Consider the following 17,967-nt stretch of genomic DNA (forward strand, 5'->3'; position numbering starts at 1 on the left):
TCAGCGGTCGAAGGCGACGGCGACGAAGCGGCCGGTCCGGGCGCGGTAGCCGACGCCAAAGCCCGCTGCGAAGGCGCGATCGACGGCCTCGGCGACCAGGGCCGGCGGCGTCGCCGCATCGTCGAAATCGAGGAAATGGTGGAGGAACACGATCCGCCCGCCGGGCGCGACGGCCGCGCGCAAGCGGGCGAGCATCACCTGCAGATCGTTCGGCGCGAGATAATAGAGCAGTTCCGACACGACGATCAGGTCGAACGGCCCGCGAGGCATCCCGCCCGGCAGCACGGCCTCGGCGAAACGGATGCGCGGCGTCGCCCGGTTGCGGTCCCGCGCGATGGCCAGCGCCGTCGGCGAGCCGTCCAGCGCGACGAGCCGCAGGCATTTGCGGCCCAGCACCGCGCTGTTCTCGCCATTGGCGCAGGCCAGCTCCAGCCCGCGGCCATAGATCCGCGTGCCCACCGCCTCCATCAGGATGCGGCGCTTGAACTGCTCGAAGGGCGAGGCGGCATAACCCCAGGGATCGGGATCGGCGGCGAACATCGCCTCGAACCCGTCCAGATCAATCGGCTTCGCCATCCTGCCAGTAACTTTCGATCGGGCCCGTCAGCCGGGCAATGGTGGCCGCGTCGAGCATGAACCCGTCCGGGTCATCGTCGATCAGCGCCGTGGTCTGGGACAGATGCGCGGCCACCGCCGCCCGCTTGATCTCGACGACATCGGCGATGTCGAAGGAGACCCGGTGCATTTCCCCGGGACGCGGATGATCCTCCGGCGCCCCGAGTTCGTCGAGCCAGATCGCATATTCCATCCGCGCCGGGGCGAGTCCCGTCTGTTCCAGCGCCTGGGTGACCAGATGCCAGGCGGCGCGATGGTCCGAATGCGGATCGCGCCGCCAGGGCAGCAGCACCAGGTCGGGCGCAGCGTCGGCAACGATCTCGACGACCCGGGCGCGGGCCGCGTCCCAGCCGGGCGAGCCTTCCGGCGGCAGATCGGCGTCGGGCAGGCCGAGAAAGCTGCGCGGCATGGTGCCGAGGCCGAGAATGGCGAGCGCGTCCTCGGCCTCGCGGTGGCGCTTGGCAGCCAGTGCTGCCCGCGGCCATGTCGCGGAATTGCGATGCGACGCCCCGCCATCGGTGACGAACAGCGTATGGAACTGCCGGCCGTCCCTGGCGAGGATGGCCGCCAGCCCGCCGCATCCAAGCGACTCGTCGTCGGCATGGGGCGCGACGATGAGGATGCTGCGGGCGGTCAAAGTGCGCGGATCGCGCGCCTCGCTCATGCGCCCTCTCCCGGCAGCCAGTCGCCGGCGGCGATGGCATCGCCCAGATTGCGCAGGGCGCCATCCGGATTGGGCTGGCGCAGATAGGTGCGCAGGTCGCGGACCAGCCGCTCCAGCGGATGCGGCCGGTTGAAGCCGGCAGCGCCCACGGCCCGCTCCGCCTCTTCCAGCACCGCCAGCGCCGCCGCTTCCACCGTTGAGCGCACGGCATTAGCCGTCGCCACGAGACGCCTCGCCTTTGCGGTATCGTCCGGGTCGGCCGCGGCCGCGCTCCAGGCCTCTGCGCCGCGCGCCAGCCAGCCATGGGCGGCATCGACATGCAGGCCCATGCGGGCGAGCCGCTGTGCCTGATAGGGATCGCCGGCCCGGTCGGTGCGCAGCAGGTGGTCCCGCGCCACGTCGAAGACGGCGTGCAGGCCGCCGGTCTGCACCGCGGCAAAGCGGATCGCCCCGCCGCTGAACCAGGGCTCGCGCGTATAGTCGCCCGGCTGACCGAGACGATGTGCGTCCTCGATCTCCAGTCCGGTGAAGTCGACGACGTGGCTGCCGGAGCCGCGCATGCCCATCGGGTCCCACCACGACCGGTCGACCGGCGCATCGGCCAGCGGCATCAGCAGCATCTTCCGGCCCGCCTCGTCCGGAACCGTGACGATCGCACGGGTCAGCCCGTCGACGCCGGAGGCGAAATTCTTGGCGCCCGAGAGAACACCGTCATTCTCGGTCAGCGGCTTGCCGGGCGCATCGGTATTCCAGACGCCCAGCCATGCGCCCTCAGTCGCCGCATTGCGGACCGCTGCATTCTGGGCCTCGCTGCCATAGGCGCGGATCAGCAAGAGCGCGTTGACGTGCCCCTCATAGATGCGGCCGACGCCGAGATCGCCGCGCCCCACCTCCGCCAGAAGATGCAGGAGATCGCCGATGGCGGCGGGTTCCAGCGGCGGATCGGCGGCCAGCGACGAGCCCGACAGCAGCGCGAAACCCGCATGGGGGAACTCGGCCTCCGTCTCGTAGCTGCGCGGCAGCGCCACCAATGCGCGTCGCAGCGACGCCGCCTCGTCCTGTGGCCGGAGCTTATGCAGCATGTTCCCTCGCCTCATCCTCGCCGATCAACGCTCTCAATTCCGCAATCGCATCCAGCACCGGTACCGTGCCGGGGGAATCGGGCTCGTCCGGCGCATGGCGCTCGACCAGCAGGTGCGGCGGCAGGACCCGGCCGTCGCGATCATGGAGCTCTGCGGGCTTGAGCCCGAGCCGCGTCGCGATGGCCGCGAGCCCGTCCGGTTCGACATGGGCCGCGTCGCGCAGCAAGCTGCGGCGGATGGCCCGCGCCAGAACGCGCTGCGGGGCCTCCACCAGATGCGGACGCCCGGCTTCCGCCTCGGCCACCCATTGCGCCAACGTATCGGCCATGCCGCCGGCCGCCCGGCCATGGGTGCGCGCCGACACCTCGACCCGCACGGCCGGATCGTGGCGCAGCCTGAAGCCAGCCTGCCGGACACGGGCGACGAAGGCGAGATCCTCCCGGAAGGACGCCGCCGGCAGGCCGGCGACCGCCTCGTAGACGCTGGCGCGCACGGCCAGGCTCGCGCCGGTGTGGTCGCGATGCCGCGGCCAGGGATCGTGAGCCAGCGGATCGACATGACAGGCGAGCCGGTCGCACAATTCGGCATAGAGAAGGTAATTCCTGGCGCGCGCCGCGAAGGCCGGCCCGAGCAAGGCCTCTTCGCGCCGGTCGCCGATGATCAGGCCGCCGACCACATCGGCACCGCGTTCGATCGCCGCGAGATTGGCCGCGATCCAGTCGGGTGCCGGCACGGCGTCGGCATCCGTGGTCAGCAGGATCGTGCGGCCGGTATCCGGCGACAGGGTGCAGGCGAGGTCCATGCCGAGCCGGCGCGCCGCGCCGACATGGGCGAAGGGCGCCGGAAACAGGCACTCGACCAGATGCAGCCGCAGCATGGTGCCGGCCGCCGCCGCCTCCGCTGCCGCGCGCGACCGGTCGTCGGTGTTGTTGAGAACGATGACGACGTCGAGCTGCCGGCCAGTGCCGGCAAGCCAGGACTGTTCGGCAAGCGCGCGGAGAAGCGCCGGCAGGCGCTCCTCCTCGTTGCGGGCGGGAACCGCCACGATCGGCCGATAATCAAGGCCGCCTGACGGGGCGCGCAGGGCGCCCCGTCCAATGGTCGAAGCGTCAGACCGCATTGACGTTCGGTTCGCGCTGCCAGTGGCGCAGCTTGCGGCACTGGACGATGAAGCCCTTCGCGTCCTCGGCACTGGCGAGTTTCACGCAGCCCTCGTCGAGATCACCGGCGACGCCGGCCTTCTCGAACAGCGGCATCGCCTCGGCCGAATAGGCAATGAACTTGCAATGGGCGAAAGCGTCGGTGACGAAGTCGCGGGCCGTCGCCTCCTTGGTCAGGGTGGATGCGCCGTCCTTCGACGCGAGCACCGCCACCGCGTCGTAGAGCAGCGACGGACCGCCATCGACCTTCTGCTTGGCCTCGATCCAGCTGCCGTCGCTGGCCTCGACGCCGCCGACCATCGGGGCGACGATTTCCATCATCGCGCCCTCCGCCTCGATGGCGGATTTCAGGCCGGACAGCAGCGCGGCGTCGACACCGTCGGTGACCAGCACGCCGACCTTGCGGCCCTTGAAGCTCTCCGGACCGTTGAGGATGATCGACAGCTTCGGCGAGGTCTTCAGATCCATGCGCGTCGGCATGGCGGCCTCGGCCGGGGCCGGCATCTCCTTCAGACGCAGGCTCTTGGCGACCGTCTTGGCCAGATCCTCGTCGACATTCAGGAGATGCGAGACGATGCGCGCGCGGATCGCCACCGTCTCGACCTTGGACAGCTCGAAGGCGAAGGCGTCAGCGATGTGCTGCTGCTCGGTCTGGGTCTGCGACAGGTAGAACTGCCGCGCCTGGCTGTAATGGTCGGCGAAGGTCTCCGAGCGGATGCGGCGCTTCTGGCCGGCTTCCTCGGCCGGGAAGCTCTGATACATGCCCCGCGGTGCCTCGCGGGGGCCACCGGCCGCACCGCCCCAGGAGTTCGGCTCGTAATTGGCGCGACCCTTCGGGTTGCGCATCGACATATGGCCGTCCTGCTGGAAGTGCCGGACCTCGGTGCGCGGCGCATTCACCGGGATATGGGTGAAGTTCGGGCCGCCGAGACGCTTCAGCTGGGTGTCCAGATAGGAGAAGTTGCGGCCCTGCAGCAGCGGGTCGTTGGTGAAGTCGATGCCCGGCACGATGTTCCCGGTCTGGAACGCCACCTGCTCGGTCTCCTGGAAGAAATTGTCGACGACGCGGTTCAGCGTCATCTTGCCGACGACGCGGATCGGCACTTCCTCCTCGGGAATGATCTTGGTGGCGTCGAGGATGTCGAAGTCGAAGCGGTCGGCGAACTCGTCGTCGAAGATCTGCAGGCCGAGCTCCCACTCCGGATAGTCGCCCATCTGGATCGCGTCCCACAGGTCGCGGCGATGGAAGTCCGGATCGGCGCCGTTCAGCTTCAGCGCCTCGTTCCACACGACGGACTGCAGGCCCTGCTTGGGCTTCCAGTGGAACTTGACGTAGGTCGACTTGCCTTCGGCATTGATCATCCGGAAGGTGTGGACGCCGAAGCCTTCCATGAAGCGGAAGGAGCGCGGGATCGTGCGGTCGGACATGATCCACATCGCCATGTGCATGGCTTCCGGGGTCAGCGACATGAAGTCCCAGAAATTGTCATGCGCGGTCTGGGCCTGCGGGAAGCCGCGATCCGGCTCCTGCTTGGCCGCATGGATCAGGTCGGGGAACTTGATGGCGTCCTGGATGAAGAACACCGGGATGTTGTTGCCGACGAGATCCCAGTTGCCTTCCTTGGTGTAGAAGCGGCAGGCGAAGCCGCGCACGTCGCGGGCAAGGTCGGCCGAGCCCTTGTTGCCGGCCACGGTCGAGAAGCGGACGAACATCTCGGTCTGTTCGCCGGCCCGCTGGAACATGTCCGCCCGGGTGATGTCCGACAAGGATTCATAGGTCTCGAAGACGCCATGGACGCCGAAGCCCCGCGCATGGACCACGCGCTCGGGAATGCGCTCGTGGTCGAAATGGAAGATCTTCTCGCGGAACGCCTGGTCCTCGATCAGCGTCGGGCCCCGCGGACCGACCTTCAGGGTGTTCTGGTCGTCGCCAATCGGGGCGCCGCCCTGGGTCGTCATCTGGGGAACGTCGCCGCCGGCGACCTGGTGCAGCTCGCCGCCCTCGCCGCGATAGTCCTGCGTCGTACCGGCGTTCAGCGGCTTATCCGCGTTCGATTGCTGAGTCATGTCTGCTCCGGGTGAAGGGATGTTCACTCGGATAAGACTCGTAGCCCCCTAAAGGATGCGCGCGGATGTCGGAAAATTTGGCAGCCGCGACCACACCGGCGCGCGCCTCGGTGCGCCGCCTGCCACTGATCGGCGTCCCGGATCGCCGCGCTACTCCTTCACGGCCCCGGTCATCGACGAGACGTAGTAATCGACGAAGAAGGAGTAGAGGATCACCACCGGCAGCGAGCCCAGCAGCGCGCCGGACATCAGTGCTCCCCATTCGTAGATGTCGCCGCGCACGAGTTCGGTCAGGACGCCGACCGGCACCGTCTTGTTCTCCGAGGAGGAGATGAAGGTGAGCGCGTAGATGAACTCGTTCCAGGACAGGGTGAAGGCGAAGATGCCGGCGGAGATCAGCCCGGGCACGGCCAGCGGCAGCACCACCTTGGTCAGGATCTGCCAGCGCGTCGCCCCGTCGACCAGCGCCGACTCCTCCAGCTCGAAGGGGATGGTGCGGAAATAGCCCATCAGCAGCCATGTGCAGAACGGGATCAGGAAGGTCGGATAGGTCAGGATCAGCGCGAACATGGAATCGAAGATGCCGACCTGGAAGACGATGAAGGCCAGCGGAATGAACAGGATCGACGGCGGCACCAGATAGGCGAGGAAGATCATCAAGCCGGTCACCCGCGCCCCCGTGAAGCGGATCCGCTCGATCGCATAGGCGGCGAAGACCGACGCGGCCAGCGCCAGGAAGGTCGAGCAGACGGCGACCACCATCGTGTTCCACAGCCAGCCCGGATAGGAGGTCTCGAACAGGAGATACTTGATGTGCTCCAGCGTCGGCCCGACCACCCAGAACGGGCTGTAGGTCTGGTAGTCGGTGAGCTGGTTGTCCGGCTTCACCGCCGTGATCACCATCCAGTAGAACGGGAACAGCAGGACGAAGACGAAGACGAACAGCGGCAGGTAGAGCGTCAGGATCCGCCGCGGCAGCGTGTCGAACTGGCTGAGGCCGGAGGCTTCAGCCCGGTCGTTCGCCGCCTTGGCGGCCGCCGATTGCTTGCTCATCGGATCGTTCCTCCCCGCATCTGAACGCGCCTCATTCGCCGCCTCCCTGCTGCCATCTGCGCCGCTGCAGGCCGAAGAAGGAGAACAGGATCGCGGCGAGAAGGAACGGGATCATCGCCACGGCGATGGCCGCGCCCTCGCCGAGCTGGCCGCCGGGGATCGCCCGCTGGAAGGACAGGGTCGCCATCAGATGGGTGGCGTTGACCGGGCCGCCGCGGGTCAGGACGTAGATCAGCTGGAAATCGGTGAAGGTGAACAGCACCGAAAAGGTCATCACCACGGCGATGATCGGCGTCAGCAGCGGCAGGGTGATCTTGGTGAAGCGCTGCCAGGAGGTCGCGCCGTCCAGCGCCGCCGCCTCGTTCAGCGATTGCGGGATGGTCTGCAGGCCGGCGAGCAGCGAGATCGCCACGAAGGGAATGCCGCGCCACACATTGGCGGCGATCACCGAGGCCCGCGCATTGGTCGGATCGCCCAGGAAGTTTATCGGCGCATCGATCCAGCCCCATTTCATCAGGACGAAGGAGATGATCGAGAACTGGCTGTCGAAGATCCACCAGAAGGCCAGCGCCGACAGGACGGTCGGCACGACCCAGGGCAGAAGGATGATGGCGCGGAAGAAGTTCTTGAACGGCAGATGCTCGTTGAGAATCAGCGCCAGCCACAGGCCGAGCCCGAATTTCAGCACCGAGGCGACCGTCGTGTAGAGCATGGTGTTGTAGACCGACAGCCAGAACACCGGATCGTCGAACAGCCAGGCATAGTTCTCCAGGCCGATGAAGATGCCGGTCCGGCCGATGGTCGTGTCGGTGAAGCTCAGCCAGATGCCGAGACCGAGCGGATAGGTCAGGAAGCACAAGAGAAACGCCGCCGCCGGCAGCATGAACAACAGGCCGAGCCCGCCGCGGCTCTGCACGAACCGGCGGAATGCCGAGGGCCTGGCGGTCGCCTCTATGCTGGACATCGTCGATCGTCTCCGTTGCCGAAAGGACGTGCGGCCGAAGCCGCCGCCGACAGGCGCCCGGGCAGCAACGCCCGCGCGCCCGCGTCTCGTGGCACCGGCCGTTCAGGCCGGTGCCGGCAGCCTCAGCGGTAGTAGCGGGCGATGCGCCGCTCGGCGTTGGCGATGGCCTCGTCCGCGGTGCGCTGGCCTGTCACCGCCTCGGCGAACATGTCGACGAGCACGTAATCGGCCATGACGGCGGCCGACGAGGGTCCGAGCGGCCCGGCAAAGCCGTTCGGCCGCAGGCTGGCCGAGGCCTTGGAATAGGGCTCGTGGATCGGGTTCGAGGTCCACACCGGATTGTCGGCATAGGCCTTGAGCGACTGGCAGCAATAGGCGCTGGCGCCCTCGATCCAGGCGTTCATCTGCTCCGGCTGGAACATGAACTCGATATAGGCCTTGGCCGCTTCCGGGTACTTCGTGTGCTGGAAGATGTTGAGCGTCGAGGTCTGGTGCAGCTCCGCCGGCTGGCCGACCGGCCCGACCGGCATGGTGGTGGTGCGGATGTCCTCGGCGATCTCGGCCATCTCCGGGTCCTTGGTGGCCGCGTAATAGAGCGACACGCCATTCGCCGTCAGCGAGATCTGGCCGGCCAGGAAGGCGCGGTTGTTGTTGATGTCGAGCCAGCTCTCGGTGCCGGGGATGAAGGTGGCATAGAGCGCCTTGGCGTATTCGATCGCCGCCCGCGTCTCGGGGCTGTCGATCGCCGGCTTGCCGGCCTCGTCGACGGTCTTGCCGCCATGGCTCCACAGCAGCCAGTGGGCGTAGTTGTTGCCGTCGCCCACCGCCTTGCCGTGCGGGAAGCCGGCCGGCGTGCCATTGGCCTGCATCGCCTTGCACAGTTCCAGGAAGCCCGCCGTGTCGGAGGGGAATTCCTCGAAGCCCGCCGCCTTCATGTGGCTGTCGCGATAGCAGATGGCGTTGCCGATGGCGCAGAGCGGCACGGCGATGAACTTGTCGCCCTGCTTGGCATAACCTTCCAGGCCCTCGTACCAGCCGCCATGCTGCTCGCCGAGCGAGGTCGCAAGGTCGGTCACGTCGACGAGCTTGTCGGGATACTGGAACGGGTCGTCGAACCAGCTCATCACCATGTCGGGGCCCGAGCCGACATTGGCGGCCACGGCGGCCTTCGGGCGCACGTCCTCCCAGCTTTCCTGGTCGATCTGCACCTCGACGCCGGTCGCCTCGGTGAAGGCCTTGGTATTGGCGTTCCAGGCTTCCTCCTCGCCGGCGACGAAGGGCACCCAGCGCAGAAGCCGCAGCGAGGCGCCTTCCTCCGGCTTGAATTTCGGCGCGGCCGCCTGGGCCAGCGCACCGCGCATGCCGAACGGCCCGATGAAGGCCGCGCTGGCGGCGAGGCCGGCCGTGCCGGCCAGAAGCGTCCTGCGATTGATGGTCATCGTGATCTCCTCCACTTGCGCGGGAGCGTGCGATTCTGTGCCCCGAAGTGACGGCGCTCCCGCTGCCGTCACGGCCGTCCTCCCTTGCCGGCCGGGTCCTCCAACCCGACCGGCCGCCCGAAGCCCTGCCGGCTTCAGGCCGAAACGCGCGCGCCCGTCGCCGCGTCGAACAGATGCACCGCTTCCGCGTCGATCGAGACCGGCAGTTCGTCGCCCGGCCCCGCCGAAATCCGCTCGCGGAACACGCACATCACGTCGCTGTCGCCCAGCTTGGCGATGACGTGGGTCTCCGAGCCGGTCGGCTCGACCACCTCCACCCGCAGCGGAATGTCGCCGCCGAGGCGGAAGGATTCAGGCCTGACGCCATAGATCGTCTCGCGGCCCGGCTCGGCCTTGCCAGGCCGCGCGATCGGCAGCCGGTGCCCGTGGCCGGTGACGAAGGTCGCGCGGTCGCTCGGATCGACGGCCCCGGTCATCATGTTCATGGCGGGCGAGCCGATGAAGCCGGCCACGAAGAGATTGTCCGGCCGGTCGTAGAGTTCCAGCGGGCTGCCCACCTGCTCGACGATGCCGTCATGCATGACGACGATCTTGTCGGCCATGGTCATCGCCTCGATCTGATCGTGGGTAACGTAGACCGTGGTCGTCTGCAGCCGCTGGTGCAGGTTCTTCATCTCCGAGCGCATCGAGACGCGCAGCTTGGCATCGAGATTGGACAGCGGCTCGTCGAACAGGAAGACCTGCGGCTCGCGCACGATCGCCCGCCCCATGGCGACGCGCTGGCGCTGGCCGCCCGACAGCTGCCGCGGATAGCGATCGAGCAGATTGGTCAGGCCGAGAATCTCGGCCGCCGGCCGGACCCGCTCGGCGATCTCCGCCTTGGAGGCCTTCTTCAGCATCAGCGAGAAGCCCATGTTCTCGGCAACCGTGATGTGCGGATAGAGCGCGTAGTTCTGGAAGACCATCGCGATGTCGCGATCCTTGGGCGGCAGCGCGTTGACCACCCGGTCGCCGATCAGGATCTCGCCGGAGGTGATGTGCTCGAGACCGGCCAGCATCCGCAACAGGGTCGACTTGCCGCAACCGGACGGACCGACCAGCACGACGAACTGGCCTTCCTCGATATCAATGGATACGCCGTGCAGCACTTCGACCGGGCCAAACGCCTTGCGCACGTCCCGAAATGTCACAGATGCCATTGAAGCCCCACCCTCGCAGCAATTTCAGGCGGTATACTGTATTCGCAGGCTCCCCTGCGCAATGGCTGGCGGGCGCCCGACGCCGAAATCTTGTGCTGCACCGCAAGGTAACCGCGGCCGTTACAGCGCGATTCCCGGCTTTTCGTATACGTTACGCTGGTCCGGCCTGCCGCTTCGCGTTACGCTTCGGCGCCGGCCGTTCCCCACAACAGCAACACGGTCGTCCGGAGGGTCGGCATGCCGGTCGACGGGGAGGAACCCATGACCATTCATCGACGCGCATTGCTCACCGGCGGCGCGGCGCTCGGCGCCGCTCTCGCCATGCCGCATGTCGTGCGGGCGCAGTCTCTGGCGCCGCAGCCCTCGCGCTATCCCGACGACGCCTGGGAGGTGCTGGATCGCCGCTTCTCGCAATACATGATCGGCAACACGCCGCTGCAGCGCCAGTGGAGCGGCGCCCTGTGGGCCGAGGGGCCGGCCTGGAACGGCGTCGGCCGCTACGCCGTCTTCAGCGACATTCCCAACAATCGCCAGATGCGCTGGGACGAGGTCACCGGCGCGGTGACGCCGCTGCGCCACCATTCCAACCATTCCAACGGCAATACCTTCGATTTCGAGGGCCGGCAGATCAGCTGCGAACACTCGACCGCCCGCGTCGTGCGCTACGGCCATCAGGGCCCGGCCGAGGTGCTCGCCGAGACCTTCGAGGGCAAGCAGCTCAACGCTCCCAACGACGCGGTGGTCCACCCGGACGACGGCGGCATCATCTTCACCGATCCGGGCTATGGCAGCCACTGGTACTATGAAGGCACCGTGCGCGAGCTCGAACTGCCGACCAGCATCTACCATATCGACGCCGCGAGCGGCGCGCTGACCCGGCTGAGCGACGAGATCTTCAAGCCGAACGGCCTGTGCTTCTCGCCGGACTACCGCACGCTCTACGTCGCCGATTCTGCCGCAACGCACCATCCGGAGCCGGCCCGGATCATCGCCTGGAATGTCGAGGACAATGGCCGCCGGCTGACCGGCCGGCGCGAGTTCGCGACGCTCGAAAGCGGCTTCCACGACGGCCTGCGCGCCGATGTCGACGGCAACGTCTGGGCGGCGACGGGCTTTGCCGGCGAAGGCCAGGACGGCGTGCATGTCTACGCGCCGGACGGCACCAAGATCGGCCAGATCAAGACCCCGGAGGGCTGCGCCAACCTCACCTTCGTCGGCGAGCACCGGAACCGGCTGCTGATGACGGCGAGCCAGTCGATCTATTCGATCTACACCGCCGCCCAGGGCGCCCATATCGCCTGATCGGCGACAGAGACGCGGCGGCAGCGCGATCCATCGCTGCCGCCCGTCCGGCCGGGCCCACACTACACTGCCTTATAATGATGCAATCATAAGTCGTGTATATATTTTAGCCATGAAGCGCGTGTACTGGGCGTGCTTCGGCTGCGTCTCGGCAGCGGAGGGCGGTCAAAATTCGGCAGAATCCGCCCTGCATAAAGTGCAGGGCAGCCATGCAGGTGGCCGCGACGCAGTGATTCCAGCGACTTGAACAGCCCGGCGCGTCGGGCAGCCCCGCCCGGGCGGCCCCACCGCCCCATCTGGCACACTCCATGCTGCGTCTGTCGCAATGCAGCATGAGGAGCCGATATGGGCGACAGACAGACGCAACTGGAAATCCGCGGCCTCGCCAAGACCTTCGCCACGCGCAGTGGCACGGTCCCGGTCGTCCGCGACCTGACCTTCGACATCTACGAACGGGACTTCGTCTCGATCATCGGCCCGTCGGGCTGCGGCAAGACGACGATCTTCAACATGATCGCCGGACTGCTCGAGGCCGATGGCGGCGTCATGCGCTATCGCGGCCAGCCGGTGGACGGCCTGCGCGGTCGCATCGGCTACATGATGCAGAAGGACCTTCTCTTTCCCTGGCGCACCGTCCTGCAGAACGCCCTGCTGGGCCTGGAAATGCGCAATGTCGACCGGCAGGAAGCCCGCGAGAAGGCCCTCGACTACCTCAACACCTTCGGTCTCAGCGGCTTCGAGAACGCCTATCCGAGCACCCTTTCGGGCGGCCAGCGCCAGCGCGTCGCGCTGATCCGCACCCTCGTCATGGACCCCGACATCCTGCTCCTCGACGAGCCGTTTTCGGCGCTGGATTACCAGACCCGTCTGCATCTGGAGGGCGTCCTCGTCGACGCGGTCGAGAAGTCCGGCAAGACGGTCATCCTGATCACCCACGACGTCGACGAGGCGGTCGCCCTGTCCAAGCGCGTCGTCGTCCTGTCCGGGCGTCCGTCCAAGGTGAAGGCCATCCACGAGATCGACATCGCCAGCCACTCCCCCGTGGAGTCCCGCAGCGATCCGCACTTCGCCCAGTACTTCCACCTGCTCTGCAACGAGCTCGATATCCAGACGCACTGAGGGCACCGAATGAGCATCACCACCACACGCAATCCTGCCGCGACCGGGGCCATGCCCCGTCGCCGCATCGACTGGCAGATCGCCAGTGACGGACTGGGCGGCGGCATCGCCCGGTCAGGGCTGCAGCTTCTCGCCGTGCTGAGCTTCTTCGCCTTGTGGGAACTTGGCGTGCGCTACGGCGGCGTCTCCGGCTTCCTGTTCGGCCAGCCGTCGGGGATCTTCGTCAATTTCGCCCGCTTCATTATGGACGGCTCGCTCTTCGTCGATGCCGGCTACACCACGCTGGAAGCGGTCGTGGGCTTCATCCTCGGCACCACCATCGGCACGTCGCTCGGCCTGTCGCTGTGGTATTCGGTCGGCGTCGCCAGGCTCGTCGAGCCCTTCGTCATCGCGCTCAACAGCGTGCCGAAGATCGCCCTCGCACCGCTGATCATCCTGTGGTTCGGGACCGGCTACACCTCGAAGATCGCGCTGGTCATCGCCATGACCGCCATCGTGGCGCTGATCACCGCCTACCAGGCGGCCCGCGATTCCGACAAGGACCTGCAGCGCCTGCTCACCTCCATGGGCGCCGACAAGCACCGCATCTTCTTCAAGGCGGTGGTGCCGTCCTCGCTGCCGGCGGTGATCGCCACCTTCCGCATCAATATCGGCTTCGCCCTTGTCGGCGCCGTCGTCGGGGAATTCATCTCCTCCCAGCACGGGCTCGGCCACCTCGTCTTCACGGCGTCGAATCTCTACGACCTCAACACCGTCTGGGTCGGGCTGTTCTCGCTGATGCTCCTGGGCTTCGCCCTCTACCACATCGTCAATTTCATCGAGCGGCGCGTGCTGCCGTGGAAGCAGGACCAGTCCACGCGACAGGTCGCAGCCTGAGGCTTGCGCCTCCCATCACCAGCAGGGGTACCAACAATGAAGAAGTTTCTCGCCGTCGCGGCCACCGTCGCCCTCACCGCCTTTGCCAGCCCGGCGCTGGCCCAGGACAAGACCGAGGTGACGATCTCCCAGGCCTTCCAGTCGCTGCTCTACCTGCCGCTCTACGTCGCCATGGACAAGGGCATGTTCGAGGCCGAGGGCCTGACCGTCATCAAGGAAAGCGCCGGCTCCGGCCCGACGGCGCTGAACTCGGTCATCTCCGGCAGCGCCGACTTCTCGCTGCACGGTCCCGAATGGACCGCCATCGCCTTCGAGAAGGGCGCCCCGGTCAAGACCATCGCCAATGTCGTCAACGGCGCCGCCGTCTGGATCCTCGCGGACGAGGATTTCGACTACAAGGGTCCCGAGAGCTTCGCCGACCAGACCGTGGTCGCCGGCATGATGCCGACCACCTCGACGTCGCTGTTCCTCAAGATGCTCGGCGAGAACGACGTCTCCGAGGACAGCGTGACGCTCACCCAGGTGCAGATCGGCGCCGAGCCGGCGCCCTTCATCGGCGGCCAGGCGCCGCTGGCGGTGATGTATGAGCCCGGCGTTGACCAGGCCGTCGCCGAGGGCAAGAAGGTCATCGTCTCCTTCCCGAAGGAATACGGCCCCTACGCCTTCTCCACCATCATGACCCGCACCGACATCGATGCCGACAAGGCCCAGAGCTTCGTCAACGGCCTCGAAAAGGCACTGGCGATGATCCAGGCCTCGCCCGCCGATGCGGTCGCGGTCGCCCAGAAGGAGTTCCCGAACCTCGACGCCAACGTTGTCGAGGCTGCCGTCAAGCGGATGATCACCGACGGCGTCTACGCTCCCAGCGTCGACATCACCGACGAGGCGATGACCACCAGCCTCGGCGTCCAGATCGCCCTCGGCAATCTCGACTCCCAGCCGGACTTCGCCAATTTCATCGACCGGCAGTTCATCGACAAGGCGATCGTCGACTGAGCGACCGCATCATCGATGCCGCGGGGCGCCCAGCGTCCCGCGGCGACGCATTCGAGGGGGATCTGACCATGGCAAACATCACCGCCTCCGCGGCCGGCATCGGCACTGCGGGCGACACGACGCTCGGCCCCGTCGGGGTCGCCTACGAAATGGCCGTCAGCAGCAATCCGGCCCTGCGCGCCTTCGCCCATCTGCCGGACACCGCGCCGGTCGCAGGCCCCAGCGGCCCGCTCGCCGGCCTCGCCGTCGGGGTCAAGGACATCATCGACACCGCCGACATGCCCACCGGCTACGGCTCGCGCATCGATCCGGCGCATGTACCGGCCGCCGACGCCTGGATCGTCGCGCGCATCCGCGAGCTGGGCGGCGCGGTCCTCGGCAAGACGGTCACAACGGAGTTCGCCTGGCGCAGCTCCGGCGCGACGGTCAATCCGCACAATTCGCGCCACACGCCCGGCGGTTCGTCGAGCGGCTCGGCCGCCGCCGTTGCCGCCGGCATCGTGCCTCTGGCGCTCGGCACCCAGACCATCGGCTCGGTGATCCGCCCCGCCGCCTATTGCGGCGTCGTCGGCTACAAGCCGAGCTATGGTTCGATCCCGCGCACCGGCGTCCATCCGCTGTCCTGGTCGCTCGACCATGTCGGCCTGTTCGCCCGCGACGTCGCCACCATCGCCAAGACCTATGGGCTGTTCGCCGCCGCCGACCCGTCAGATCCGCATGGCGACCTGCCGGCCGGCAGCGCGCCGGAGCCGGGCAGCGCCGCCGTCGCCGCCGAACGGCCCCGGATCGCCGTCATCGAGCCGCCCGCCTGGGACCGCGTCGATCCGCATCAGCGCGCCCTGCGCGACCGGGCGGCCGCAGCGCTGACGGCGGCCGGCGCGACGCTCGAGCCGGTGGCGCTGGACGCGCTCTACGCCCAGACCCTCGACGACATCATGACCGTTCTGCGGGTCGAGGGCCGGCATATCTACGAGGAGCGCGTCGAGCGCTTCCCCGATCGCACCAGCGATCATCTGAAGGCGCTGGTCGCCGACGGCGCCGGCATTTCCGCCAAGGCCTATGTGGCCGCGCTGGAGAACCAGAAGCATCTGCGCCGCGCGATGGCCGAGCACTTTGCCGGCTACGATGCGATCCTCACCGTGCCGGCAACCGGCGAAGCGCCGGAGGGGCTCGACAACACCGGCGATCCCGCGCTCTGCGCGCCCTGGACCTTCATCGGCGCCCCGGCAATCAGCCTGCCCGCGGGCTTCGGGCCGAACGGCCTGCCGCTCGGCATCCAGCTCGTCGCGCCTTGGAGCCGGGACCGGCAACTCCTGAGCGTCGCCGCTTTCGCCGAAGCGACCCTGGCGACGATGGGCTGATCAAGGCTGCGGACGGCCGCCTCCGCTTTGAGGCGGCCGTCCGGCTCAGACGATCAATCGTCCTTCTTGCGGAACGTCGTGCAGGCGGTCGGCATCATCTCGTCGCCATGGCCGGTCTCGACCAGCCAGTCCAGCGCGCCGCGTACGCCTTCGGCGACCTTGCGGGACGTGCCCGTCTCCTCGACGAGCTGGCTGTAATAGGTCAGGTCCTTGCGGGCATTCGCATTGGAAAAGCGCATCGGGGTGACGTCGCCGTCGAGGATGTAGGGGGCGGTGCGGTCGAGACCGGCGCCATAGCCGCCGCCGCGCCGCAGGCAGTCCACCAGAACCTCCGGTGCGATGTCGTTTTCGGCGGCGCAGGCCGCCGCCTCGGCGATCAGCGTGACGCTGCCCAGCGAAACGAAATTGTGCAGCAGCTTCAGCGTCTGGCCCCGGCCGATGCCGCCGGCATGGAAGCGGTTCTCCGAGAACGCCTCGAACAACGGCGTCAGCGCCGCGACCGTTGCCGCGTCACCACCGATCAACAGGTTGAGCCGGCCCTCCTCGGCCTCCTTCGGCGTGCGGGTCATGGCCGCGTCGACGAAGTCGCAGCCGACCGCCTTCACCGCTTCGGCAGCCCTCGTGGTGGCGCTGGGAATGCCGGTCGAGCAGTCGACGACGATGGTGCCCGGCCGCAGCGCGGCGGTGACGCTGTCGGGCCCCAGCAGCAACGCCTCGATCTGAGGGCTGCCGGTGACGCACAGGATCAGGACGTCGCACGCCGCCGCCAGCGCCGAGGCGTCATCGAAGCGCTTTGCCCCATCCGCGTCGAGATCGTCGCTCGGCTGGTTGCCGGGATGGTCGAGATAGGCGAGCGGCCAACCCTTCTTCTGGATGTTGCGGGCGATGCCGTGGCCCATCATCCCGACGCCGATCACGCCGACCGTCTGCTTCGTCATGCACTTGTCCTCTTGTGAGAAAGGGTCAGGCCATCGCCCGCAGGATGGCGTCGGTCATCTCGCTGCAGCGTGCGCGTCCGCCGAGATCGGTGGGTACGAAGTCGCCCGCCTCCAGCGTCCGGTCGACCGCCGCCTCGACGCGTCCGGCCGCCGTGGCAAGCGTGGCGTCGTCGTGCTTGTCCGCCAGCCAGCGCAGCATCATCGCGCCCGACAGGATGGCCGCCACGGGGCTTGCCAGATCCTGCCCGGCAATGTCCGGCGCCGAACCGTGGGCGCCCTGGAACAGGCCGTGGCTGTCGCCGATCTCGCCCGAGGGCGAAATGCCCATGCCGCCGACGGTGGCGGCTCCGAGATCGGAGATGATGTCGCCGAACATGTTCTCCGCGACGATCACGTCGTAGAAATCCGGTCGCTTCAGGAGATGCACGGTGATCGCGTCGGCATAGGCGTAGTCGATCTCGACATCGGGATAGTCGCCGTGCACTTCGTCGCAGATCCCGCGGAAGAAGGCGTAGCTGCGCAGGATGTTGGCCTTGTCGCAGACCGTGACGCGGCGCTTGCCGTCGCGCAGCGCGCCCTTGCGCTGGCGGGCCAGCTCGAAGGCGAAACGGGCGACGCGCTCGGTGCCCTTGCGGGTGATGACGAGGCTGTCGGACGCCATCTCGCCGCGCAGCACCACGCCGGCGCCGCGGCTGGCATAGAGCCCCTCGGTGTTCTCGCGCACGATGACATAGTCGATGCCGCCGCCCTCATAGGCACGCAGCGGCGAGGCGACACCCTTCAGAAGCTTGATCGGCCGCACATTGGCGTAGAGATCGAGCGCAAAGCGCAGCTTCAGATGCAGTTCGTTGCCGACCTCGGTGCCGTCCGGATAGACGACGCCCGGCAGGCCAGCGGCGCCGTGCAGGATCGCGTGATGCGTCCGGCAGGCCTCGGCGGTCTCGGCCGGCAGCACCTCGCCGGTCGCCACATGCGAGCCGGCGCCGCCTTCCAGCATGACGAAGTCGAGGACGCCCGCGCCGCAGGCCTCCGTCAGCACCCGCATGGCGCCCTGCGTCACCTCGGGGCCGATCCCGTCGCCCTCGATGGTCGCGATGCGGTACGGCGTCACTGCACTCATGCGGAAGTCCCT

16 protein-coding genes are annotated in these 17,967 nt (G+C 67.7%); 5 read left to right on the forward strand and 11 right to left on the reverse strand.

The genetic code is table 11. The features are described 5' to 3' along the window. The 9 genes from H9Q09_RS18725 to ugpC all read right to left on the reverse strand — a co-directional run bounded on the left by H9Q09_RS18725 (window position 1) and on the right by ugpC (window position 10,243). Window positions 1-576, reverse strand: a complete 576-nt coding sequence (locus H9Q09_RS18725) for a class I SAM-dependent methyltransferase (RefSeq protein ID WP_187392296.1) — start codon at window positions 574-576, stop codon at window positions 1-3. Further along, window positions 560-1,279, reverse strand: a complete 720-nt coding sequence (locus H9Q09_RS18730; protein ID WP_187392297.1) for a PIG-L deacetylase family protein — start codon at window positions 1,277-1,279, stop codon at window positions 560-562. Before H9Q09_RS18730 ends, H9Q09_RS18725 begins: the two co-directional genes overlap by 17 nt. Beyond that, window positions 1,276-2,361: an acyl-CoA dehydrogenase family protein gene (locus H9Q09_RS18735; RefSeq protein ID WP_187392298.1), complete on the reverse strand. Its 1,086-nt coding sequence runs from the start codon at window positions 2,359-2,361 to the stop codon at window positions 1,276-1,278. Before H9Q09_RS18735 ends, H9Q09_RS18730 begins: the two co-directional genes overlap by 4 nt. Beyond that, window positions 2,351-3,481, reverse strand: a complete 1,131-nt coding sequence (locus H9Q09_RS18740) for a glycosyltransferase family 2 protein (protein WP_187392299.1) — start codon at window positions 3,479-3,481, stop codon at window positions 2,351-2,353. Before H9Q09_RS18740 ends, H9Q09_RS18735 begins: the two co-directional genes overlap by 11 nt. Further along, entirely contained in the window at window positions 3,471-5,588 is a 2,118-nt protein-coding gene (locus H9Q09_RS18745; RefSeq protein ID WP_187392300.1) for a catalase, read from the reverse strand. The genes H9Q09_RS18740 and H9Q09_RS18745 overlap by 11 nt, the downstream gene beginning before the upstream one ends. 150 nt (window positions 5,589-5,738) lie before the next feature. Continuing rightward, on the reverse strand, window positions 5,739-6,641 hold the full coding sequence (locus tag H9Q09_RS18750) for a carbohydrate ABC transporter permease (RefSeq protein WP_024352152.1): 903 nt from the start codon (window positions 6,639-6,641) through the stop codon (window positions 5,739-5,741). A gap of 31 nt (window positions 6,642-6,672) precedes the next feature. Further along, a complete protein-coding gene (locus H9Q09_RS18755) occupies window positions 6,673-7,605 on the reverse strand; it encodes a sugar ABC transporter permease (protein WP_187392301.1) in 933 nt (310 codons plus the stop codon). A gap of 122 nt (window positions 7,606-7,727) precedes the next feature. Continuing rightward, a complete protein-coding gene (locus H9Q09_RS18760; protein WP_024352150.1) occupies window positions 7,728-9,044 on the reverse strand; it encodes an ABC transporter substrate-binding protein in 1,317 nt (438 codons plus the stop codon). Window positions 9,045-9,178: 134 nt separating this feature from the next. Further along, window positions 9,179-10,243, reverse strand: coding sequence for a sn-glycerol-3-phosphate ABC transporter ATP-binding protein UgpC (gene ugpC / locus H9Q09_RS18765; protein WP_187392302.1), 1,065 nt, complete (start codon window positions 10,241-10,243; stop codon window positions 9,179-9,181). Between the two features lie 261 nt (window positions 10,244-10,504). Between ugpC and H9Q09_RS18770 the strand changes: the two genes are divergently transcribed. From H9Q09_RS18770 to H9Q09_RS18790, 5 genes are all read left to right on the forward strand, one after another. Continuing rightward, complete coding sequence (locus tag H9Q09_RS18770; RefSeq protein WP_246716232.1) at window positions 10,505-11,545, forward strand: SMP-30/gluconolactonase/LRE family protein; 1,041 nt, start codon at window positions 10,505-10,507, stop codon at window positions 11,543-11,545. 345 nt (window positions 11,546-11,890) lie between these two features. After that, window positions 11,891-12,664, forward strand: coding sequence for an ABC transporter ATP-binding protein (locus H9Q09_RS18775; RefSeq protein WP_024352147.1), 774 nt, complete (start codon window positions 11,891-11,893; stop codon window positions 12,662-12,664). Between the two features lie 9 nt (window positions 12,665-12,673). Then, window positions 12,674-13,540, forward strand: a complete 867-nt coding sequence (locus H9Q09_RS18780) for an ABC transporter permease (RefSeq protein WP_187392304.1) — start codon at window positions 12,674-12,676, stop codon at window positions 13,538-13,540. A gap of 36 nt (window positions 13,541-13,576) precedes the next feature. Next, a complete protein-coding gene (locus H9Q09_RS18785) occupies window positions 13,577-14,536 on the forward strand; it encodes an ABC transporter substrate-binding protein (RefSeq protein WP_187392305.1) in 960 nt (319 codons plus the stop codon). Between the two features lie 68 nt (window positions 14,537-14,604). Then, entirely contained in the window at window positions 14,605-15,897 is a 1,293-nt protein-coding gene (locus H9Q09_RS18790; RefSeq protein ID WP_187392306.1) for an amidase, read from the forward strand. A gap of 53 nt (window positions 15,898-15,950) precedes the next feature. Here the strand turns inward: H9Q09_RS18790 and H9Q09_RS18795 are convergent, their stop codons facing one another. Beyond that, window positions 15,951-16,835, reverse strand: coding sequence for an NAD(P)-dependent oxidoreductase (locus H9Q09_RS18795; protein WP_187392307.1), 885 nt, complete (start codon window positions 16,833-16,835; stop codon window positions 15,951-15,953). Window positions 16,836-16,860: 25 nt separating this feature from the next. Further along, entirely contained in the window at window positions 16,861-17,955 is a 1,095-nt protein-coding gene (locus tag H9Q09_RS18800) for an isocitrate/isopropylmalate dehydrogenase family protein (RefSeq protein WP_187392308.1), read from the reverse strand. Window positions 17,956-17,967: the final 12 nt, after the last annotated feature.

Origin of the sequence: Aurantimonas sp. DM33-3 (assembly GCF_014334315.1) — a bacterium.
Classification (GTDB): Bacteria; Pseudomonadota; Alphaproteobacteria; order Rhizobiales; family Rhizobiaceae; genus Aurantimonas; species Aurantimonas coralicida.